The organism is Halocynthiibacter sp. C4 (assembly GCF_028823805.1).
GTDB classification, from domain to species: Bacteria; Pseudomonadota; Alphaproteobacteria; order Rhodobacterales; family Rhodobacteraceae; genus Falsihalocynthiibacter; species Falsihalocynthiibacter halioticoli.
In genome coordinates this window covers 818,729-840,861 of record NZ_JAPEIE010000001.1, presented here as the reverse complement: position 1 = coordinate 840,861, position 22,133 = coordinate 818,729, and the positions used below count along the sequence as shown (strand labels likewise).

Sequence of the window (22,133 nt, the reverse complement as noted above, 5' to 3'; positions counted from 1 at the left end):
TTTCCTCTGACAGCGCCACCAAATCGGTTCCACCAAAAACGGATCGTTTCGTGGCTCACATCGACGCCGCGTTCATGCAGCAAGTCTTCGACACTCCGAAGCGAAAGCGGAAACCGGACATATATCATCACCGCAAGGCGGATGATCTCAGGGCTGGTTTTGAAATAGCGAAATGGGGAGCGTTTTGTCATCCGCACACGCTAAATCAGCGCCCTGCCCGTCTCAACCGAGTTTCTTCTGACAGCGCCCAATTACCAATTGGTGACGGACCCATCGGGCCGAACGAGATGCGGCGTTTCCACATGCTCCGGAACGCTGGCGCGAATGGCTGCTTCATTGACCTCGACACCAAGTCCAGGTGTGTCAGGTACGCGGTAAACAGGCCCTTCCAGCTCTACTTGAACAGGAAAGATTTCTGGATCATGGAAGCCCAGATTTTCAACAGGCGACTGACGTGTCTCAAGCCAAGAAAAATTTGGAACCGCCGCCGACATGTGAACGCTGGCCGCTGTACAAATTGGACCCAGCGGATTGTGTGGCATCAAATCGACGTAGTAACGCTCAGCCATTGCCGCGACCTTCATAGCTTCGGTGAAGCCACCGATATTACAAATATCGAGCCGCATATATTGCGTAAGGCCGTGTTCCAAATAGGGCGCCGCCTGCCATTTCGAAGCGAACTCTTCGCCTACAGCAAAAGGAATGTCTGTTTGCTGGCGCAATGCTGCATAAGCTTCTGGGCTTTCACAACGGATCGGCTCTTCGAGAAAGTCCAACACCCCGGCTGGCAATTTTGCGCACAAGTTAGAAATCTCGGCCGGACTGTATCGATGGTGCAGATCAATACCCAAACACAAATCCGGACCAAATGTTTCGCGTAAAGTGATCAACGTTTGCGCCGTTTTTGCCAAGGATGCACGAGGCAAAAAACACTCGTTAACAAAGCCAGAAGGGTAAATCCGAACGCAATCCCAACCCGCATCTACCAACGTCTGGGTCGCATCGATCGCCTGCTTGTCAGATGTTGCTAAGAAGCTGGCAAAAGTAGGAATTACGTCGCGCTGTTTTCCCCCTAGCAACTGATACACAGGAAGACCTAAACGTTTTCCCAAGAGATCATGCAAAGCGATATCAATCGCCGAGATCGCAGCCGTCAAAACACGTCCACCTTCGAAGTACTGGCTACGGTAACATTGTTGCCAAATACGCCCGATACGGCGCGAATCTTGGCCGATTAAGAAACCAGCGTAATCCTTGACGGTCGCAGATACCGCCGCCTCTCGGCTTGAGAGACCGCTCTCCCCCCAGCCGACCAAACCATCTTCCGTTTCCACGCGGACAAGAAGTTGATTTCGCCCGCCAACCCTCGCGAGAATAGGCTCAATCGCGGCAATGCAAGTGTCTTTGGTGATAGCACCTTTTGCCGGCGCAGTGAGGGTGGAAGTCGTTTTAGGGTCCACGATCAACATCTCCATCTAGTTTCATAACATGTCTTATCATGTTCCAAATGTAAAAAATAGTACATTATTAACTAATTTTTGTATTCCAAAAGCAAGTTTAGTACTTTTTACAGGCCGCCACTTCACGCCTCGGACAACCGAGAAAGCGTCAAAAACCAGTGCAATCGGTCAATACATGCAACTATTCTGAGTGTTTCGATCTCGAACTCGTTCAATTGGCGCGCGTATAGACAATCGCTCTTCCAATTGTATAAAGATATTATAATTAAATAAGTTTCGTCCCTGCTCGCGTAAGGAGACTTGTAATGAGCCGCGCACCCAACATCCTATTTCTTCTCCCCGATCAACTGCGCCACGATTTCCTAGGCTGTTACGGTGCGGACTTCTTACAGACGCCGGCGATTGATACTTTGGCCGATCAAGGCACTCGGTACGAAACCGCAATTTCTCCGTCACCCATCTGTGTGCCTGCACGCGCATCAATGCTAACAGGGCAACCTGCTCACGAGACTGGCATTCTGAACAATGCAAGTTGGCTGCGCCCCGACCGCCATGAGATGGGCATTGTCACATGGCCGGAACATCTTGCACGCCACGGTTATCAAACAGCTGCCATAGGCAAGATGCACTTTTATCCGTGGGATATCGGCGAAGGCTTCCAACATCGCGTGATAGCAGAAGACAAACGGCACATTCATGTACGAGACGATTATCATCATGCCCTAGCCGCCGAAGGATTTGAAAAGCTGCATGGCCATGACATGGAACGTTATGCAGAAACCAAGGGAGCCGCACTCAACCCACTTCCCGATCACTTACATGTTGATCGCTGGGTCGCCAACCAGGCCGCCGCCCATATACGTAGCTTTAACGACGACCGGCCATTTGCAATGATGGTTGGTTTTCCGGGGCCCCATTGTCCTTACGACCCACCTCACGACGCGCTCGACCACATCGACCCGTCTTTGCTTCCCCCTGCCCTGAAACGCACTGAAGAAAGCAATAAAGTGCTCCCCGAACTGGTTGCCGGTTATAAACAGGATTGGGCGGGTCTTGACTATTCCGAGTTATCCGAGTCGCAAATTCGCGCCATACGGCATCATTATGCCGCGTCAGTTGAGCGGCTGGATCAAGACATCGCAATGTTGATCAATACACTGCGCGAGACGAACCAACTCGAAAACACAATTGTTGTCTTTGCGTCTGATCATGGTGATTATCTCGGTGATTTCGGTCTTATGGGAAAAGGCTTCTTTCACGAACCTTCGATTAGAGTGCCCATGATAGTTACTGATTTCCGATGCCCAACACCGAAGGTAGAAAATGCGCCAGTCTCATTGATCGACATTTTCCCAAGCATTCTGTCTTGGGCTGGATTGCCTTCTTTGGCTCAATCGCGCGGCAGTATTTTGGGAACAGCCAAGTCCGACCGCGCAATTTTTGGTGTAACGGCGCGCGGGATGATGTTGCGCAAAGGGCGCTGGAAACTGTCTCGCTATTATTGTGGAAGCGAAGCGCTCTTTGATCTGGAAGCGGACCCTGGCGAACAGGAAAACCTTATCGATCAACGGCCCGACATCCGTGCACAGCTTGACGGCTTGATGTCCACGTCATTGCTCAAAGGGATGGTAGATGGCCATTCAGATAAAGCTGTTCCAGAGGCCAGCTCTCCTCCAAACGGTCCATTTCACGATCCTTACTGGCAACGTCCCTATCCCGCATCAATCAATTCGTAATTCTACGGCCCAGCAAAACTGGACCGCAGAAAAGATTTGCGCATCTTAGGCGTCTATTTCGTAGGCCTTGATAAAGTCGCGATCTGGCTCAACGCCAATTCCTGGCCCCGTAGGCACCGCGATCAGCCCGTCATTGCGTTTAACCTGCCCCTGTATATCAAGCGGTTCGGCCAAAAGTTGGTCGCGAAAGCGGTTCTCGGTGGTATCAAACTCTAACCAAGGCTCTCGTGGAAATAGTCCACCCGGCATTGGCGGCATCGCTGCCAGCAGTTGCAAATTGGTGGCCACAGCAACGGCAGAGCCCCAAACGTGATTGAAGACTGGCGTAAAATGCGCGTGGCATAATGCAAGAACACGCAAATATTCGGAGATGCCTCCAAGAGCGCACACTTCTGGTTGCGCAATATCGAGACCGCGGCTTTCCAACAATCCGCGCCATCCCCATCTGTTGAACTCTGCCTCGCCGCCCGAAATATTAACCTTCAATCCTGCGCGCAATTCACGGTAGCCATCAAGGTCTTCAGGCGCAATAGGCTCCTCGAACCAGAAAGCACCAAATTCATCAAGCGCCCGCCCAACATAAAAGGCGTCCGAGGTGTTATAAGCGTGGTTGGCATCTGCCATGAAATCGAAATCATCACCGACACCTTGTCGCACGGCTTCCGCGAGTTTCACATCATCCTTTGCGCCCAGCCCGATTTTCATCTTAGTCGCGGCAAAACCCATATCTTTGATCGCTGCGGCCTCGTCCACAAACCGCGCAACGTGATCCTCCACACTCTCGCGTTTTAGCATCATACCGTATCCATAGGATCGCACATGGCTCCGATGCGCTCCGCCGATCAACTTATGGATCGGCTGGCCTGTGACTTTGCCTGCGATATCCCAGAGTGCGATATCAACACCCGAAAGAGATTGCAGAGGCATCCCCTTTTGGCCGTGGTCCCGCAGAAGGTTGTAAACTTTGTGCCAAATTACATCTCGGTCCATTGCATCCATACCAAGGATCATCGGCTGGATGACCTTCTCGACAATGGCCTTGTTGGCCAGCGCCACATTGCCCGGCCCGAAACATTCGCCCCACCCTGTGATGCCCTGATCGGTTTCTACCTCAACGAGATGCGCCGTCCGCTTAGCGTAATACTGCTGCGAATAGCCCAGCTCTTCTGGCATGTCGCATTGTAGCACATGGCTGGTGATCTTCGTGATCTTCAAGGTGTTGGTGATCGTTTCGATTTTCATGAAATCCTCCATCAGGTCAGCCCTCGGCTGATGCGTTTAACAACGAGGTAGTCGTCTAGAGCGAGCCGCGAGCAATCATGTCCGATACCTGATTGTCCGATACCGCCGTGCGGTAGATAAATGTCATACTTGACGCCGTTCACCTGAACTTCACCATAGCGAAGTCGCTTTGCTACGCGCTCGGCCAGCGCTAAATCAGCGGTGAAAATATAAGACGCAAGCCCGCCATCTTCTCCGTCATTTGCGCGCTCGATAACCGTTTCTCGGTCATCAAAGGGGATGAGGCTCACGACCGGGCCGAATATCTCGTCTTGGTAAATTTGCATCTCCGGCGTCACACCATCGAGCACCGTTGGCGCAAGGAAATGCCCTTTGTTCAGCCCTTCAGGCCGCCCACCGCCAGTTCGCACAATCGCGCCCTTTTCAACAGCATCGTCGATGAGACCCTTCACACGAGACCAAGCGCGACCATCAATCATCGGACCGGTCAAAATGTCAGCATCTCTGTCAAATCCAACCTTAGTGGACTTGGCGCGCGTCACCACCTTGTCGCGGAAAGCCTCATAGACCTCGCGCTCCACAAATACACGGTTCGGCGCTACACAGATTTGACCTGCATTGTTGAACTTCACAGTTGTCACAATGTCGGCTGCGAGATCGAGATCGGCATCCTTATAGATCATCACGGGCGCGTTGCCGCCCAACTCCATCGACATCTTTTTGATCGAAGTGGCTCCGACTTTCATCAGGTGCTTGCCTGTATTCGTCGAGCCGATCAAAGTAATCAGATTGGGGATAGTTGATGCCGCAAGCGCATCAGACGGAGCGTAGCCGTCAGTCGTCAAAATATTAACAACACCTGCTGGCAGGCCAATTTGATGACAAAGTTCGCCTACGGCGTAAGCTGAAACCGGCGTGGCTGCAGAAGGACGAATGATAATCGGACAACCCGCTGCCATTGCTGGTGCAATTTTATAGGCCAGATTAAGCAACGGGAAATTCCACGCCAAATATGCCACCGCAACACCTGCGGGCTCATGAACGATACGGTGATCATGGGTGCCCTCCCTGTCGCATAGAGTTTCATCGTGAACGCGCGCGATTTCCTCGGAATAGTATTGCAGCGCACGTTCCAATAGATCGAAATCTTCTTGGGTGCCGCCCCACGGTTTTCCCATCTCCTGATGGATAAGATCGCGCAACATCTCTTCGTTTTCGATAACTGCATCACGCAGTTTTAGCATCCACTGCTGTCGCTCGGCGACCGACGTTGCCGCCCATCCCTCTGCCGCATCCTGCGCAGCATTCAGGGCCTTATTAACATCTGACAAACCCGCAGCAGCGACTGTCGCCACACATGCATCGGTGGCTGGGTTGATCACATCCAGACGTCCTTCGCCGTCAACCAACTCACCACCGATGTACATTTTTTTGTGTTGGGTCATGACCAACTCCACTTACTTAATTTCAAAGTCCAAGACTGATTTTGTGTTGTTTTCCCGCGTTCATTTCGCACCAAGCTGTTTCCTAAGATCAGCAAGCAAGGCATCGCTCCCCCGCACCAGCAAACCGGTATCTGTTCCACAGGCGACAAAGCTGAACCCTTCGTCCAGTAGCTGCGCGGCCAACTCCACATCGGAAACCAAGGTCCCCACAGAAACACCCTTTTCAATCAAGCGGCGGGCTACGGGCCGTATCACATCCCAAACCGCCTGCGATGTTGGCTGCCCCAACATTCCGAGATCAGCGGCGATATCTCCCGGGCCAAAAAATACGCCCGTCACCCCATCAACAGCGGCGATGTCTTCGGCTTGTTCCAGCGCGGCTTTGGTTTCAATTTGCAGAAGAACTGCCGTTTCCTCTTCGACACGCGAGGCATAATCCGTGACACGGCCAAATTTTGTAGCGCGGGTACTCGCGGACACACCCCGAATGCCTTTTGGCGGATACCGCGTGGCCGCGACTGCTGCGCGGGCCTCTTCAACCGTCTGAATCATCGGAAACAGAATGCCGGGCGCACCAAGGTCGAGCAGGCGCTTGACCGCAACTGCGTCATTCCATTCAACACGTACGATAGGTACGGTCTCATATGCCGCAAATGCCTGCAGCTGCCCCAATATGCTGGCATAGTCGTTGTGGCTATGCTCCATATCAAGCAACACCCAGTCGTAACCAGCAGGCGCGACCACCTCAGCGGCAAAGTTGCTGCAAAGAGTTATCCAAAGCCCAACTTGTTTGTCCTTATTTCTAAGGGCATGGGTGAAGCGGTTATCTTTATATTTCATGGCCAGAGCGCCTCTTTATTGCCGAGTATCATTCGAAATCATCTTATCTTTAGGAAAGCAGCCGACATCTGCCGCTCCCGGGCTTGGATTGTCAGGGATCGACCTGTAAACATGGGCTACCTGAGCAACCAAAGCGTGCAGATATCTCATGAAACAACCAATTGTAGTTACAGATGCTGAAAGCGCTTATCTTGCGCTTAGACAGGCCATCGTTACCGGTGAATTGCCGCCTGATCGCAAACTCAAGATCGCGGATCTGCGCAAACAATTTGGATTTGGGGCCGCTCCCCTGCGTGAGGCCTTGTCGCGTCTGTTCGGTGAACGAGTTGTGGTTCAACACTCCAACCGTGGATTTTACGTGCGAAAAGTTTCGGCAGAAGACGTCGAGGATCTTGGTCGCGTACGCATTCAGCTTGAAAACGAAGCCCTGCGCGACAGTTTGCGCCGAGGCGACGACGCTTGGGAGACGCAACTTGTCGCCGCGTATCACAGCCTGCGTTTGGCCGAAGATCGCGGGACCGGGAAAGATCAGATTGAGCTGCGCAACCGCACTTTTCACGACACGCTCGTTTCGGCAACCCCGTCGCAATGGCTGCTTGACTTGCGCGAGCAGGTTTACTCCCATCATGAACGCTATCGACATCTGTCGCGCAGCCTTGGCCCGAGTGTGCGCGACACGCCCGCTGAACATGCTGCTATTTTTGAAGCCGCGATGGCACGAGACATCGAAGAAACTTGCCGACTGACCGCGCAACACATCAAGCTGACGACGATCGCCGCTGTCCAAGCGATGGCGAAGTAAGGTCCATGGAGAAGCCAATTTTCGGCGTACTAAGAACCCAACCGTGGAACTCTTCAGCCTATGCATAGCTCGTAGCCCCGTCGGGTTTTCGCATAAGTGGCCGCGACCAATGGCTATATTCTTCTGTTTTAAGTGCATCTTCATTGATCTCAACACCCCAACCCGGACGGTCGGGACGTAATTCGAGATATCCATCAACAGGAATGTATGGATCTGCAATCCAAGGCACATCACGATGGACTTTGTATTCAAGGATTTTGAAATTGGAACACGCGGCCGAAAAGTGCACGTTATGCGCTGTCGCCAGCGGCCCCATCGGGTTGTGCGGCGCAACAGGAACGGAGTGAGCATCTGCTACCTCCGCAATTCGACGCATTTCAGTTAGGCCGCCAACCACTGCGATGTCGGGCTGAACAATATCCGCACCTCCTTCGCTCAGTAGTGCAAGGAACTGGTGACGGTTATAGAGAGCTTCACCCGTAGCCAATGGAATGTTCATCTTGGCTTTCATCTGCCCCCATGCCGGCATGTGTTCGGGGCGCAGAGGCTCCTCAAGGAAGAATGGGTCATAAGGTTCGATGGCACGGGCAAGACGCACTGCATCTATCCCTTCCATCAGGACCGAATGTGCATCAAAGGCAATTTCGAAATGGGAGGGAAGGCCCTCACGCAAGCCTCTGAAATAATCTGCCGTCGCTTCGCATACCTCACCCCAACGATGATTGAACGGGTGCTTGCGATAGGGAGAGAGCTTAAACGCGGTGAATCCAAACTCGTCATGCAAATCAGACAAAACCTTCACGCCATTGTCCGGCGCACCGATCGCGGTGCAATAAACACGTACTTTGTCGCGCATATGTCCACCGAGCATTTGATAAACTGGCACTCCCAGCGACTTGGCCGCGATATCCCACAGGGCGTGGTCGATCGCAGAAAACGCGGCCAATCCAAGCGCACCCGGTGGGAAGCGGGCGACATGCATAAGTTTTTCGTGCAGGTATGTAACGCGACGCGGATCTTCACCCAAAAGATGAGTTGCGAAGTAATCAAGGATCGGGGAAACAGCTCGCTCGGGTCCATGAGCATATGTCTCTCCCCAGCCTGTAATTCCTTCGTCCGTCTTGACTGCAACGAGCACCCTAGGGCGATCGTCAACGCGCTGCATATAAGTTGTGATTTCTGTAATTTTCATTGTTTCAACGCCGGATTTAAATGTTGCTGGTGATCGTGTTGTTCATGCGCGGGGCGTCCATCGATGTAGCTACCCACCGGCAACTGATACCCGCCATAGGCCAACGCATCGCCCTCGGTCTTCATCCAATCAAAGAGCCGCGTCATTAGCCGTTGCTTCACCGCTTTCAACGCGGGATCCGAGGCTCGATTAATCCGTTCTTGCGGATCAGACTCGAGGTCATAGAGCTCTTCAAGATCATGCGGGCTCCAAGCATACTTGTAGCGCGCCTCACGGATACCGCGAAACTTGAACTGGCGGCCCTGATAGGCATCGTAGCCATAGACCACGTGATCATTATCTGTGGCACTATAACTGCGCGCAGCTTCGCCTTGGGTCAGGACTGCCGCCGCCTCGCTGTCGGCCAGAAGAGTCGGAAAGAGGTCGCGAAAATTGACGAAACTTTCATCAATCTTTGCGTCAGTCTGTGCTGCATCGCGGATCATCATAGGGATGCGCATCACCTCTTCGTAGAAGAAAGGCCCCTTGTCGAACCAGCCATGCGCGCCCAGCATCTCGCCGTGATCGGCGGTAAAGGCGAGCCGCGCACTACCGTCCAATCCAAGGTCGGCCACCCTGCGTCGAAACTGACCAAAGAGATCGTCGACGAAAGAGCAGAAACCGAAGTAATGCTGCGCGGTGCGCCGCCAATCCTGCTGGTTTAGGTCGCGCGTATCCTGACACGGCCAGTAAGGCGCGCCTTGGGCGGCGGGTTTGCCCTTCTCAGTAAACTGCGGAATGAAGTTGTCAGGCATGTAATCTTCAGGCAGATCATCATACAAGCTGACCCATTCTTGCGGCACATGATGCGGGAAATGCGGACCCGGAAGCGACACGATGAGGCAGAAAGGCTTGTCCCCCGCCGACAATTGCTCGAGCCGCTCGATCCCCTTACGCACCCGCTTTTCATCCATATGAACGCCCTTTGTGATCGTTCCATAGAATGGAGTCTTGCGCGGAGTTGCGAACTCCAGATCATCCGCCGGAATCAACGCTTCGGCTCCGCCATCGCTAAGCGGTGCGTCAATGCCGCGCTCGCTCAGTGTCCCGGCGCCAAGGTGCCATTTTCCAATGAAACTGACCTCATAGCCTGCATCTTGTAGCCGTTCCATGTAGGTCGGATGGCTCGGGTGCAGCTTGCCATGTGGGTAGAATGACGAGCCTTGTACGTTGTCCATTGTGCCGGTTTGATGCGGCCATTTGCCGGTAAACAGACTGCCGCGCGCGGGAGTACAGAGCGGAACCGAAGTAAAGGCGTTGGTGTAATTAGTGGACTCTTCACGAAACGCCTGCAAGTTGGGCAACTTACAAGGATGGCCAGGTTGGTTCAACGTATCCCAACGCCATTGATCTGTGATGAAGAGGATGATGTTCTTGGCTGTCATTCGTCTGCTTTCGGATTGGAGTATTCGAGTATCAAAGGATTTTACGGGGTTGGGCGTGGGCGTTCGATCCACCAGATCGCAAGACCTGCGCCGACAATGAGGAGCGTGCCAAAGTAGAAGCCAGAGCTCATAGGATCGTCAAAAAAGACTACGCCCCACAAGCCTGCAACAATCACCTGACTGTAGAGGAAGGGTGACAAGATAGAGGCAGGAGCGGCCTGCATGCCAAACTGAATGGCGACATGGGCCAGCGTTCCAGTCAGGCCGAGTAAAGCAAGGATCAACATGTCAATTGGGGCAACAGAACTCCAGAAAACCGCTTGCGCAGGCAATAATGCGAAGAAGCAAATCACTGGCATCAGTGCCATTGAAGGCGCGACCTCCTCGGGCGCTGACAATCGGCGAGTCATCAAAACATAACCCGCTGCGCCAAAGGCCGAGAGTAACGGCAAAAGCCAAACCAATGACGGTTCTGCACCGGTAAGTTGCGGACCGATCACCACCAGAACGCCAGTAAACCCCATGCAAAGCGCGGTGATCCGCCGCCAACCAATGCGTTCCCCGAGCAACAGAACCGAGAGCAATGTCACCACGAGTGGGCTGAGAAATTGAATAACGGTTGCCTGCGATAGTGGAATATAAGCGATGGCAACAAACATCGAGAGAGAGGCCGTCATCAGCAAACCGGCTCGCACCAAATGAAGTGGCAAGACCCGCGTGCGATAGATGCCGCGCTTGCCGGTGGCGAGAAGAAAGACGGCGATGAAAATAGAGTGCCAGCCATATCGGACAAACGCGATCTGAATCGGAGAATGCCGTGCAGTCATCGCTTTAATAGCGGCGTCCTGCGTGGCGAGGATACAACCCGCCAGCGCCACCAAGCCCATGCCCGCGAGCATGGTGCGTGATGCGGGGGCAATCTTTACTGCCCCCGATGATATTTCTTGCGTGCAGTTCAATTTAATGTCGCCGCAAGTGCCGTACCAAGGCGTAGGCTGGTCTCAGGATCGAACAGGTGTACTGGTCCTTGAGGCAATACGTTCAGCACATCACCATAGCGGCCGCTGATCCGTTCGCGCATAAGACAGGTAACAGGCTTGTCACCAATTTGGCCAACAACCTGAGTTTCCGCACCGGTGGGCTCCGTGACGTTGACCTGAACCGCGAGGCCTCGTTCAGCCAGTTCGAAAGTGTCGGGGCGGATGCCAACGATCACAGGACGGTCGGTCTCGTACCCTTCGGTACCAGAGAGCGCAAGAACGGTGCCGTCAGCAAACCGAACGCCGCCGTTGCAAATCTTCGCCTCCAACAAGTTCATCGAGGGAGAACCAATAAAGGCGGCAACAAACAAGTTCGCTGGCTCGTCATAAAGCTCAAGCGGAGTGCCAACTTGCTCAATCTTCCCCGCGCTCATAACAACGATCTTATCAGCCATTGTCATCGCTTCGATCTGATCGTGAGTTACATAGACTGCCGTCGTTCCCAAACGCTGATGCAACGACTTGATCTCGGCCCGCATCGACACCCTTAGCTTCGCATCAAGGTTCGACAGCGGCTCATCAAACAGGAACACTTTGGGATTACGCACGATTGCCCGCCCCATGGCGACCCGTTGGCGCTGCCCCCCCGAAAGCTCGCGAGGGTAGCGATCAAGGTAAGCCTCAAGATTGAGGATCCGAGCGGCGTCTTGCACCTTTTCTTTGATCTCGTCCTTTGATGCACCCGCTAGCTGCATTGAGAACGACATGTTATCGGCCACCTTCATATGTGGATAAAGCGCGTAGTTCTGGAACACCATCGCGATGTCGCGGGCTTTGGGTTGCAACCCGTTAACGACTTTACCGCCGATTTCGATCGTGCCGCCGGTGATGTCTTCAAGCCCTGCAATCATCCGCAGGAGCGTGGTTTTTCCGCAGCCTGAGGGGCCGACGAGAGCGACGAACTCGCCGTCTTCTATACCCACATCGATGCCTTTGATTGCGCGAACCGCGCCATAGTTCTTAATGACATTGTTAATAGTGACATGTGCCATGTGTTTCTCCTTATCGGGGCGAGGGCTTAGCCCTTGACCGACCCCATTGTCATTCCACGGATGAAGTGTTTCTGGAAGGCGAGGAAAACGGCCAACGTCGGGATAGCGGCAACCACCGCGCCGGATGCGACCATATTCCAAGCAATTTCGTATTCTCCCTCGAAGGAAAGGATACCGACCGTAACAGGTTTCTTGCCTGCACCTTGCGTCAGCACGAGCCCCCAAAGCAGATCATTCCAGATCCAAGTGAACTCCAATACAATCAGCGCCGAGAGCGCAGGTCGCGCCACCGGTACATAAATGCGCCTAAAGATCGTCCATTCGCTGGCACCGTCGATCCGGCCCGCTTCACGCAGCTCGCCCGGAACAGTGTTGAAGAAATTGGTCATGATCAGCACCGCAAATGGAATTTGGCGCATAATGTGGACGATGATCTGGCTCACGAAGGTATCATGCAACCCAAGCTCAGACATAAGCCGGAACACTGGAATAAGCTGCGTGTGGATTGGTACGAAGCTCAGCGAAACAATCACGAGGAACATCCAGATTCGACCCTGGAACCGCATCCGTGACAACGCATACCCTGCCATCATCGATACCAGCAACGTGCCCGCTACCGAAGGCAAAGTGATAATCACAGAAGCCTTGAGGTAAGGTAGCATTTCTATGAAAGCGCGACCTAAGTTGCCCCATTCATAGGAAGAGGGCAGCGCCCATGCACCGTTCTGGGTAATGTCGGGAATGGTGCGGACTGCAGTCAGCAATGTTCCCAGTACCGGCAGGAAGAAGACCGTCGCGAGAAGCAAAAGCAGTCCTATCTGACCGCCACGCATTAGCGGCTCTTCTATACGCTCGCGCAGGGTGCCGCGGTCAATTACATCGGGGCGCGTGGCGGTAATATTCGTGGACATATCCGTCATAGCCTTAGCTCCAGTCACGTTCTTGGGCTTTGGCCATGCGGCGCACATAAGGCACCACCATGGTTGCTGTCATCAGGGTGACGATTACCCCGATCGCAGCGCCATAGCCGAATTTGTAGTTCCAGAAAGTCTCCATATACATCCGGTAACCCACCACTTCAGAAGTGCCGAACGGGCCGCCTTCCGTCATGGTCAACACGATCTCTGTCGCTAGAAGCGCATGGATCAGCGCCGAAGAGACGGCGATCGTACTTGCCGGTTTCAGGAGTGGTAATGTGATACGGAAAAAGATTTGCCGCCGCGTACCGCCATCGACCTTTGCTGCCTCGATGAGTTCCGTTGGAATTGCCGAAAGGCCTGCAAGGAAAACAACCGTTGCGAACGCCGTCTGACGCCATGCCGCCGCCGCTATCACAGAATAGGTCGCGGCATCTGGGCCGAGCCATTCTACAATCAACCCGTCGAGCCCAAGACCAATAAGCAATTGATCAAGCAGCCCCACGTCAGGCTCGTAAATCCAACCCCAGATCACACCAACAATTGCAAAGGACAGCGCAAGCGGAAGGAAGAACACCGTCTTGATAAGACTCGCTCCCCAAAAAGTCTGCTTCACCAACAACGCAATGGTAATGGCGAGGGAGTTGGGCACGATTAAAAAGGCGATTACCCAAATACCCGTGTTTTTCAGCGCATTCAGGAAGTATGCATCCTGTACCAGCGCCACGTAATTTTGCAGGCCGATGAATTTCCCTGGCTCCGCGACACCAACCTGATCCGTCAGGCTAATCGCAAAGGTTTGAAAAATCGGATAGGCACCAAAGACGCCGTAGATCACAATTGCGGGCATTAAAAAAAGCCAAGGCGTGAGCCGAGCATTCATTGTAGTGTCCTCCATATATTTCGCCCGATGTAGGGCATGGGAAACTCGAAATTCTGGTGGAGCGGTGCAGTGCACATGTCCAAAAAATTCTCCGTGGTATGTGGAATCTCAACCAGCACATGGAACTGAGCCAGCGCATTCCTCTTTCTACATCCGCGCCAGAAAACGATTTTACGTTTACAATCAGACACTTAATAAGAATCCATCTCAATCTAGGATAAAATAGAGCTGGATTGTCTCGACTGATATCAAACATAATATGTTTAGACATAGCGCGTCAAGGCACTCGCCTCGGTACGCCGAATAGTCTCGGCGCTAAGATCCAGAACACTTAGGTTCAAAACATAAAACTAAGCTGGACTAAGGCGCGTATGCCCCCGCGCGATGAGAAACCGCACAGGGGCTTTCCCTTAAGAATCTCCGAAGACCTCAAGGCGACGCTCTTCAAGCTGCTTCAGAACCGTTTCATATTGATCCGGAAATGCGAGGAAACGCGGAAGTTCACGTTTAGCGACTTCGGTCACGCCGGGATGGGTCGCGAGTTCAAGATTCTGGTGGAACGGTGCATCGAGCATATCTTGAAACTTCTCGATGGTTGGCTGGAATGATGCGGGTTCATAAATCTCAACTGGGACATCCTTGTTCGCCGCCATCCGCTGAGCCTGTTTGGCAAAGAGTTCCTGAGGTCCGCGTTCCGAGACACATTTCAGCATTGCCAGTGCATTTTCTGTATTCTCTCCGGCGCCGCTAGCGGCCCAGCCTTCGACCGCACCTTCCACAGCCAATTCAATGCCCTCGTTGATTACAGGGAAATCGAAAACGTCGAAGTCTTGACCAGGTTCAAGCCCCGCACGAATAAAGTTTCCGACGGTCCATGTACCCATCAGCTCCATCGCCCCCTCACCGTTGACGAATTTGGTTGCCATCTCCTGCCAACCAAGAGATGAGGTTCGATCATTAAAGTAACCCTTCTCCAGAAGGTCTTTCCAAAGCTCCATCGCTTCGACAACACGTGGATCAAGGTAACTTTCAGTACCCGCCATCAGGCCGTTACGAAAATCAGAGCCAGCTACACGAAGCACCATATAATCGAACCACAAGAGCGGTTCCCAGCCGGACTTCGAGCCAAGAAGGAATGGCGTTACACCAGCTTCTTTCAGTTTAGCCGCGACATCAAGGAACTCTGGCCAGTCCTTTGGTGGCTCAAGTCCATGCTCCGCAAATACACTTTTATTGTACCAGAAGACGTTCGGTTGGAATGTTGTAGGGATTGTATACACATTTCCGTCTGGCTCTGTGCTCGTGGCCTGAACGCCTGCCGGATAGTTGTCTTTGATTTCATCCCAGATGTCATTCATTGCACGAATCTTGCCGGTTGCGGCCTGAAACTGCGACCGACCTCCGGCCCAGTAAGCATAAATGTCAGGTGGCGTAGAGCTGGAAAGCTGCACTGGAAGCTGCACTTCGTATTGCTTGGGCGGAGAAAAGTTTTCGATGATCTCAATATCGAGTTTCTCGGCGCATGCATTCCACATTGCCATACGCGGCACCCGCATCGGCTCAGCCGCTGAGCGATGGAACAGATGTACCACCCCTTCTGCTGCAACTGGTGCTGCCGTAAACATGACCCCCCCAAGGGCCAACGGCAGGCTCAGGCAGGTGGCCGCCACACTTTGCTTGAACTTCTTCATCTTGTTCCTCCTCCAAATATGTTTTGTCGTTGGTATTGCGTTTTATCGACAAAATCAATCATATTATCTTTAAGCGGTTCACGTCAAGTGCGATCAAAGTTCTAGGTACTCACGTCGCTGGCTTCGAACGTAACTGCCCAAAAGCAACGACATTAAGCCGACCCAAAATCATTGGAGATCAAAGACATGAATGAAATTTCCCCCATTCCGAATTCACCCCACGCCCGATTACATAAACCCGCTGACCGCGCCGTCCGCTGGACAGGCGGCCTGTGGTTCAACAAGCAAAATCTGGTCCGAAGCGAGTCGATTCACAGCGTCTTGGAAGCGATGGAAGATCCAAAGAACGCCGCCTACTTCGGAAACTTCCGCACAGTGGCATCGGGCGGCGGCAGTTTCTGCGGCCGGTACTGGAGTGATGGTGATTGCTACAAAACGCTAGAATCTATCCTGCTGCTGACCGATGTCACACCCGACGCCGGACTGTCACAGAAAATGGAGGACTACATCGCCGACATCGCGTCCGCTCAAGAAGCCGACGGCTATCTTAACACCCAGATCACCCTCACCGGCTTGGGCCGCTGGACGGATATCGAACACCACGAAATGTATAATCTTGGCCATCTATTTACCACGGCCTGCCTGCACCATCAGGTAACCGGCGCACGCAATCTACTGGATATTGCGATTCGAGCGGCCGACAACCTCTATGAAACATTCATATCTCGTGATCCTGATCTCGCACGCTTCGGTTTCAACCCCTCCCAGATTATGGGTCTTGTTGAGTTATTCCGCGAAGTAGGAAACGAAAAATACCTAGAGCTCGCTCGTATTTTCGTCGAAAATCGCGGCGCTCACCCTCACCTGCCAGGTAACAACGGCGACCAGAGCCAAGCGCGCGTCCCGGTTCTGGAAGAAACAGAAGCCGTAGGTCACGCGGTCACTGGACCTTATCTTTGGGCTGGTGCGGCGGATATTGTGATGGAAACCGACGAGGCGCCACTGATGCAAGCGATCACGCGTATCTGGGAGGATTCGACTTATCGCAAAATGTACATCACAGGAGGCATTGGCGCGCTACACAAAGGCAGCTCCGAGCGCAGCCATCCTCGCTATGAGCCGATCGCCGAGGCTTACGGGCGCCCCTACCAACTTCCCTCTGACACTGCCTATAACGAAACTTGCGCAAATATTGCCAATGCAATGTGGAGCTGGCGGATGCTCCAGCTGACTGGCGATGCGCGCTATGCGGACGTGATCGAGCAGGTAATGTACAATACCGGCCTGTCCGGCATGTCTCTCACTGGAACGCATTTTACCTATTCCAACCCGCTGCGTTTCAATGGTGAGGCACAGTTCATCGGCAACAATGATTCCCCGCGTCGGTGGACTCGTTGGACCTGTTATTGCTGCCCGCCTCAAGTAACACGCACCATCGCCGGGCTGCACAGATGGGCCTATTCAATTTCAGATGATGCCGTCTGGGTGCATCTGTTTGGATCAAATACCCTTGAAGCGAAATGCGCCGGAGAAAAGATCGCTTTACGCCAAGTCTCGGATTTCCCGTGGTCAGGCACAGTGAAGATCGAAATAGAAGAAGCCCCGAGCAGCGAATGCACCCTAAACCTGCGCATCCCTGGCTGGAGCAATGAGACCAAACTATGCATTAACGGCGACCCTGTTGAGGTGACGGGTGACGGACCACGTTACCTTGCGATTTCGCGGCAATGGTCAGCAGGTGATAAGATCGAACTGGAATTGGATATCCGACCCCAGCTCCTCGCCGCTCGCCCTGAAGTCGAGGAGACACGAAACCAAGTCGCTGTTATGGCGGGACCAGTGGTCTACTGCCTTGAAGGCTCGGACTTGCCAGACGACGTAACAATCAATGACGTCGCCTTAAAAGCAGATTCAGAATTTACGTCGATCGCCGGCAGCGGGTTATTCGCCGGCGTTCAGCTACTGAAGACCCGAATGTCACGACGTACACCCTGGACTTCGTCCGCACTCTATGCGCCGCTGGCCACCAGCGATCAAGGTTCGGTCGAAACCACGCTGATCCCCTATTTCGCCTGGAATAACCGCGAAGACAATACAATGGCGGTTTGGCTGCCCCTCAAGGGCTAAACGAAAAAGGAGACCGCAGCAACGCGGTCTCCCCTACCCTATTGAGCATAGACAGAAGGCCTATGCTCTTGTTCCAGACGACTTAGACGGCAGCTACTTCTAAATCTATATGGGTGGTTTTGAATGTCAGATATTCATTGATCGCCAACTGTCCGCCTTCAATCCCCACACCAGAATGCTTCACGCCGCTAAAGGGTGCCTCGTTATGCGATAGAAGAAAGTTGTTGATCCCTACCATGCCCGATTGAAGCTCTTTCGAAAGACGCCGCGCAACCTCCTGTGAACGGGTGAACGCGTATGACCCGAGTCCATATTGCGTACTATTTGCCCGTGCGATGGCGTTGCCTAAGTCGGAATAGGTGGTTAGCGACGCGACGGGGCCGAAAGGTTCCTCCGACATAATCGTCGCATCATCGGGAACATGCTCAAGAACCGTGGGAGAGAAAAAGAAGCCTTTGTTCTGATCTGGCGCGCGCGTACCACCCAAACGAAGGGTCGCCCCTTTGTCGACAGCATCCGACACAAGTCGCTCCAGTTTATCCAACTGCGCAGGGCTAGCCATCGGCCCCATTGTCGTTTCAGGGGACATAGGATCGCCCATGCGGATATTTTCTGCTTCGGTTAGAAAGACTTCGGTGAACTCTGCCGCGATGTCTTCGTGCAGGAAAAAACGACTTGGCGAACCACAAATTTGTCCCGTGTTCATAAACTTGAATTTTGCCGATAACTTCGCTGCCGCGGGGATATCGGCATCAGGACAAATGATCAGTGGCGCATGACCACCCAATTCAAGCGATACACGTTTCACTGTCGGGGCGGCTTGTTCCATTAACAAACGACCGACGCGTGTTGAGCCCGTAAAAGAGATTTTACGTACTTGTTCAGCCTCCATCAGTGCGGGGGAAACGCCATCGGGGTGCCCCTGCAAAACCTGCACGACGCCTGTTGGTAATCCCGCTGCCTGACAACATTCGCCCAAGATTGTCCCGACAAGAGGCGTTTGCTCTGACGGTCGCAAAATCACAACGCACCCAGCCGCCAATGCGGGGGCCAGTTTGCGCGCCGGAAGCCCAAGCGGAAAGTTCCACGGGCTAAAGGCCGCCACAATACCGACGGGCTCTGGTACAATGCTAAGTTCACCGCCAAACCGCGACGTCATCGATTTACCGAACAACCGTTCGGCCTCCCCTGCCATCCAGATGAACTGCTCGGCCGCGGAATCCGCTTCTCCAGCACATGCGGAATGTACGCGTCCCATCTCTGTCGCAATAGCGCGCCCAAACTCCTCACGGCGTTTGACGATTTCTTCGGCAATACGGCGTAGATATTTCGCGCGCTTCCACCCCGGGATTGCCGACCACTCAGCAAACCCTGCTTCGGCATATTCCAACGCCTGCGCCACATGATCGGGGCTACAACAAGGCACGTCATAAAGCGACTCGCCAGTTGCAGGGTTTATCACCGCCATTGGCGGAAGATCAGAATCCATCCGCCACGTGTCGCCAATAAGATATTTCGGTTCTAAAGTCGGCATAAATTGCTCCTGAAAATTATGAAAACGAAACGGTGACACAGCCAAGCGGACCGAAATCGGCTTCTAGTTTGTCACCACGGTCTGCCCAAACAGGACGCGTGAACGATCCCGATAACACCATGTGGCCCGCGTCGAGCTTGCCATTAAAATCAGCGAGCTTGTTTCCAAGCCATGCGACAGCGTTCGCGGGGTGATCCATTACACCAGCGGCAACGCCCGTCTCTTCGATTTCGTCATTTCGGCGGAAAAGTGCGCTCGCCCATCGCCAGTCAACGCTTTCCGGGCGGAACCGTTTTGCACCAAGAACAAGACCAGCCGCCGCACCATTGTCCGCCACCGTATCAAAGATACGTCTTGGTTCGGTAACGCGCGCATCGATAATTTCGATTGACGGTACAACCCATTCGGTTGCAGCAAGCACGTCTTCAAGCGTCAGGTTTGGCCCGCGTAATGCCGTCTTCAAAATGAAGGTAAGTTCTGGTTCTACGCGCGGAACACAATAATCCGCATGAGAGACGGTTGCGCCATCCTCGATCAACATGCTGGCAAAGACGTGGCCGTAATCGGGCTCGTCGATTTTAGATGCGGCACGCATCGCTTTTGACGTCAGACCCACCTTATGGCCAATCAATACATCCCCTGCGTCCGCCCGTGCTTCCGCAACACCACGGCTGATTGCATAGGCGTCATCGATATCAATAGAGGGATAGCTCTGCGACAAGCGCTCTGCCTGTTGGCGCGAGCGCTCTGCTTCTAGCAGGGTCGCGACGGCCTCGGATCGTTCATTCGTTGATAACATCGGTAATCTCCTCTTTTGTCGATAAACATGTACATCATACCCAAACATAATATCAATAGAAATCCGCAAGGCAGAGCTGACACCCCAAAAGCCTCAACAACTCGTCTAGGCTTTCTTCGGATTTCGGAATGATGAAGATTTCATGTGTTAGCGGCTGGCCCGCAGGAATAGCGTGCGTGCAGAACGCATAGGGTGGCCAATTCCTCCAAAAGCAGAATTTTAAACGACAAAAGTGCAGTTTTTGTTGTCTTTTTCGCCAAAGGTCATATGATTACCAAAAAGGAGACCCCGTCAGTGAACCCTCAAGATACAGATGTGCTGCTACCAACTTCCAATACGCTGTCTCGGTCTCTATCGGGGCAGATATCGCGTAAACTCGGTGAACGCATACTGAGTGGTGAGTTCGAACCAGGCCAATTGCTACCTGATGAAAACGCTCTTTGTGATGAATTTGGTGTAAGCCGTACGGCTGTGCGCGAAGCGATCAAGATGTTGGTCGCTAAAGGGTTTCTTGAGGTTAGGCAGCGAATTGGCACACGTGTATTGGATGTGCGGAATTGGCAAATGCTCGATCGAGACGTCTTGATGTGGCATCAGTCGATAACTGTCGATAACGCCCGACTGATTAGCTTGATGGAGCTACGGCAGTCTATTGAACCAGACGCCGCATACTTTGCCGCCGCACGCCGCAACGATGCCCAGCTTGCGAGCATTCTTGATGCTTGCATGCAAATGGAAAAAAACGCTGCTAACAATAGCGAATATGTTCTAAGCGATGCACGCTTTCACATCGCGGTCTTACATGCTGCAAATAACCCCTATCTCGATGCCCTTGAGAATGCGATATTTGCCGGTCTTATGCTTTCGATCCGGATCACGAACCCAGACGAGCAACGCAATCGGAAATCCATTCCTCTACATAGCTCGATTGCCCAAGCAATTGAGGCTCAGGACCCAGCGGCAGCACGGGAACGGATGCAAGAACATCTCGCTGATTCTGCTCGGCGTCTGTCGAAGGTTGTGAATGAGACAGGATCCAAACAGATCTAAACTCAATATTGTTCGACACATAACTACAATATCCCAACACCCATCAACTTTTTGAGGCCATGAGATGACCAGCCCAAACAACATGCCTGTTTGCGTTGCCAATGTGGGTGCGCTGTGTGGTGAAAGCCCTGTTTGGGATCCACGACGTCAGGTGCTGCATTGGGTCGATATCACACGCGAAACGGTGCATACCTACGACCCCGCCACGCGAACAAACACTACAATCCAATTGCCGTATCTTGTTAGCGCAGTGTTGTTGATGGAAAACCCCGAGTCGCTCATCGCTGCAACAGCTCGAGGACTCGCCCGACTTGACTTGGTAACGGCCAAACTAGATCTATTGCACGATCCGGAGCCAGAGCTTCCCGGCAACAGGCTCAATGATTGCAAAGCCGACCCTCGCGGCCGCATCTTCGCCGGAACTATGAGCGAAGGCGCTAAAGGCCCAACTGGCAGCCTCTGGAGCTATAACGGTTTAGCACCACAAAAATTGGTTTCAGGATTAACGATTAGTAACGGACTTGGTTGGAGCCCAGATGGGCGCCGTTTCTACCTCGTCGATAGCCCAAAAGGCAAAATTTTCGCCTTTACATATGATCCGGATAACGGCGCGTTAAGCAATCAGACAACTCTTGCGCACTATTCCCCCGAAAATGGAAAACCGGATGGTCTCTGCGTTGATCAGGCTGGCAACCTCTGGGTGGCATTTTGGGATGGCGCTCGCGTGGAACAACTGTCACCCCGCGGCGAGGTTCTGCAGCAGGTCCCGCTACCTGTCCAACGCCCAACAAGCTGTTGTTTTGGAGGGCCAGATTTGAAGCAACTCTATATAACCAGCGCTGCCTTTGGCATCGAAGCACCTGACCTTGATGGTGGTCTTTTCACACTTGATGTCGAAATCGCAGGGCTTCCCAGCACTCCGGTACGCTCGGGCACAGTCGCCCTGCCCGAGCAATAGT

General features: G+C 53.2%; 18 protein-coding genes and 1 pseudogene. 5 read left to right on the top strand and 14 right to left on the bottom strand.

Translation table 11 applies throughout. From position 1 onward, the window contains the following. Positions 1-11: 11 nt before the first annotated feature. Together OU789_RS04125 and OU789_RS04120 are read right to left on the bottom strand one after the other, a co-directional pair. Positions 12-191, bottom strand: a pseudogene (locus OU789_RS04125) (IS6 family transposase); the annotation flags it as partial. Between the two features lie 60 nt (positions 192-251). After that, positions 252-1,475 (bottom strand): mandelate racemase/muconate lactonizing enzyme family protein, encoded by a 1,224-nt coding sequence (locus tag OU789_RS04120; protein ID WP_274653567.1) that lies wholly within the window; start codon positions 1,473-1,475, stop codon positions 252-254. A 290-nt stretch (positions 1,476-1,765) separates the two neighbouring features. Between OU789_RS04120 and OU789_RS04115 the strand changes: the two genes are divergently transcribed. Further along, positions 1,766-3,196, top strand: coding sequence for a sulfatase family protein (locus tag OU789_RS04115; protein ID WP_274653565.1), 1,431 nt, complete (start codon positions 1,766-1,768; stop codon positions 3,194-3,196). A 45-nt stretch (positions 3,197-3,241) separates the two neighbouring features. Here OU789_RS04115 and OU789_RS04110 read toward each other — a convergent pair whose 3' ends face one another. The 3 genes from OU789_RS04110 to OU789_RS04100 are packed head-to-tail and all read right to left on the bottom strand — an operon-like array spanning position 3,242 to position 6,723. Beyond that, positions 3,242-4,411 (bottom strand): mandelate racemase/muconate lactonizing enzyme family protein, encoded by a 1,170-nt coding sequence (locus tag OU789_RS04110; RefSeq protein ID WP_274654508.1) that lies wholly within the window; start codon positions 4,409-4,411, stop codon positions 3,242-3,244. Between the two features lie 38 nt (positions 4,412-4,449). Continuing rightward, entirely contained in the window at positions 4,450-5,883 is a 1,434-nt protein-coding gene (locus OU789_RS04105; protein WP_274653563.1) for an NAD-dependent succinate-semialdehyde dehydrogenase, read from the bottom strand. 60 nt (positions 5,884-5,943) lie between these two features. Next, positions 5,944-6,723, bottom strand: coding sequence for an HpcH/HpaI aldolase family protein (locus OU789_RS04100; protein ID WP_274653561.1), 780 nt, complete (start codon positions 6,721-6,723; stop codon positions 5,944-5,946). 148 nt (positions 6,724-6,871) lie between these two features. On the opposite strand from OU789_RS04100, the gene OU789_RS04095 reads away from it, so the two are divergent. Next, positions 6,872-7,525, top strand: a complete 654-nt coding sequence (locus OU789_RS04095) for a GntR family transcriptional regulator (RefSeq protein ID WP_274653559.1) — start codon at positions 6,872-6,874, stop codon at positions 7,523-7,525. A gap of 58 nt (positions 7,526-7,583) precedes the next feature. Here the strand turns inward: OU789_RS04095 and OU789_RS04090 are convergent, their stop codons facing one another. From OU789_RS04090 to OU789_RS04060, 7 genes are all read right to left on the bottom strand, one after another. Continuing rightward, positions 7,584-8,717: a mandelate racemase/muconate lactonizing enzyme family protein gene (locus tag OU789_RS04090; RefSeq protein ID WP_274653558.1), complete on the bottom strand. Its 1,134-nt coding sequence runs from the start codon at positions 8,715-8,717 to the stop codon at positions 7,584-7,586. Beyond that, positions 8,714-10,141, bottom strand: a complete 1,428-nt coding sequence (locus OU789_RS04085) for a sulfatase-like hydrolase/transferase (protein WP_274653556.1) — start codon at positions 10,139-10,141, stop codon at positions 8,714-8,716. The genes OU789_RS04090 and OU789_RS04085 overlap by 4 nt, the downstream gene beginning before the upstream one ends. A gap of 41 nt (positions 10,142-10,182) precedes the next feature. Beyond that, positions 10,183-11,100: a DMT family transporter gene (locus OU789_RS04080; RefSeq protein ID WP_274653554.1), complete on the bottom strand. Its 918-nt coding sequence runs from the start codon at positions 11,098-11,100 to the stop codon at positions 10,183-10,185. After that, on the bottom strand, positions 11,097-12,173 hold the full coding sequence (locus OU789_RS04075; RefSeq protein ID WP_274653552.1) for an ABC transporter ATP-binding protein: 1,077 nt from the start codon (positions 12,171-12,173) through the stop codon (positions 11,097-11,099). Before OU789_RS04075 ends, OU789_RS04080 begins: the two co-directional genes overlap by 4 nt. 26 nt (positions 12,174-12,199) lie before the next feature. Beyond that, the gene (locus OU789_RS04070; protein ID WP_274653550.1) at positions 12,200-13,093 is read right to left on the bottom strand and encodes a carbohydrate ABC transporter permease; all 894 of its coding nucleotides are present in this window, start codon (positions 13,091-13,093) and stop codon (positions 12,200-12,202) included. 4 nt (positions 13,094-13,097) lie between these two features. Further along, positions 13,098-13,973, bottom strand: a complete 876-nt coding sequence (locus tag OU789_RS04065; protein ID WP_274653548.1) for a carbohydrate ABC transporter permease — start codon at positions 13,971-13,973, stop codon at positions 13,098-13,100. A 410-nt stretch (positions 13,974-14,383) separates the two neighbouring features. Beyond that, positions 14,384-15,664 (bottom strand): ABC transporter substrate-binding protein, encoded by a 1,281-nt coding sequence (locus OU789_RS04060; protein WP_274653546.1) that lies wholly within the window; start codon positions 15,662-15,664, stop codon positions 14,384-14,386. 186 nt (positions 15,665-15,850) lie between these two features. Here OU789_RS04060 and OU789_RS04055 point away from each other — a divergent pair, with 186 nt between their 5' ends. Beyond that, positions 15,851-17,791, top strand: a complete 1,941-nt coding sequence (locus OU789_RS04055) for a glycoside hydrolase family 127 protein (protein ID WP_274653544.1) — start codon at positions 15,851-15,853, stop codon at positions 17,789-17,791. A gap of 82 nt (positions 17,792-17,873) precedes the next feature. On the opposite strand, the gene OU789_RS04050 is transcribed toward OU789_RS04055, so the two are convergent. After that, complete coding sequence (locus OU789_RS04050; RefSeq protein WP_274653542.1) at positions 17,874-19,325, bottom strand: NAD-dependent succinate-semialdehyde dehydrogenase; 1,452 nt, start codon at positions 19,323-19,325, stop codon at positions 17,874-17,876. Between the two features lie 16 nt (positions 19,326-19,341). Continuing rightward, positions 19,342-20,124 (bottom strand): 2-keto-4-pentenoate hydratase, encoded by a 783-nt coding sequence (locus OU789_RS04045; RefSeq protein WP_274653540.1) that lies wholly within the window; start codon positions 20,122-20,124, stop codon positions 19,342-19,344. 294 nt (positions 20,125-20,418) lie between these two features. Here OU789_RS04045 and OU789_RS04040 point away from each other — a divergent pair, with 294 nt between their 5' ends. Both OU789_RS04040 and OU789_RS04035 read left to right on the top strand, forming a co-directional pair. Further along, positions 20,419-21,174, top strand: a complete 756-nt coding sequence (locus OU789_RS04040; protein ID WP_274653538.1) for a FadR/GntR family transcriptional regulator — start codon at positions 20,419-20,421, stop codon at positions 21,172-21,174. 64 nt (positions 21,175-21,238) lie between these two features. Continuing rightward, positions 21,239-22,132 (top strand): SMP-30/gluconolactonase/LRE family protein, encoded by an 894-nt coding sequence (locus tag OU789_RS04035; RefSeq protein ID WP_274653536.1) that lies wholly within the window; start codon positions 21,239-21,241, stop codon positions 22,130-22,132. Position 22,133 lies beyond the last annotated feature (1 nt).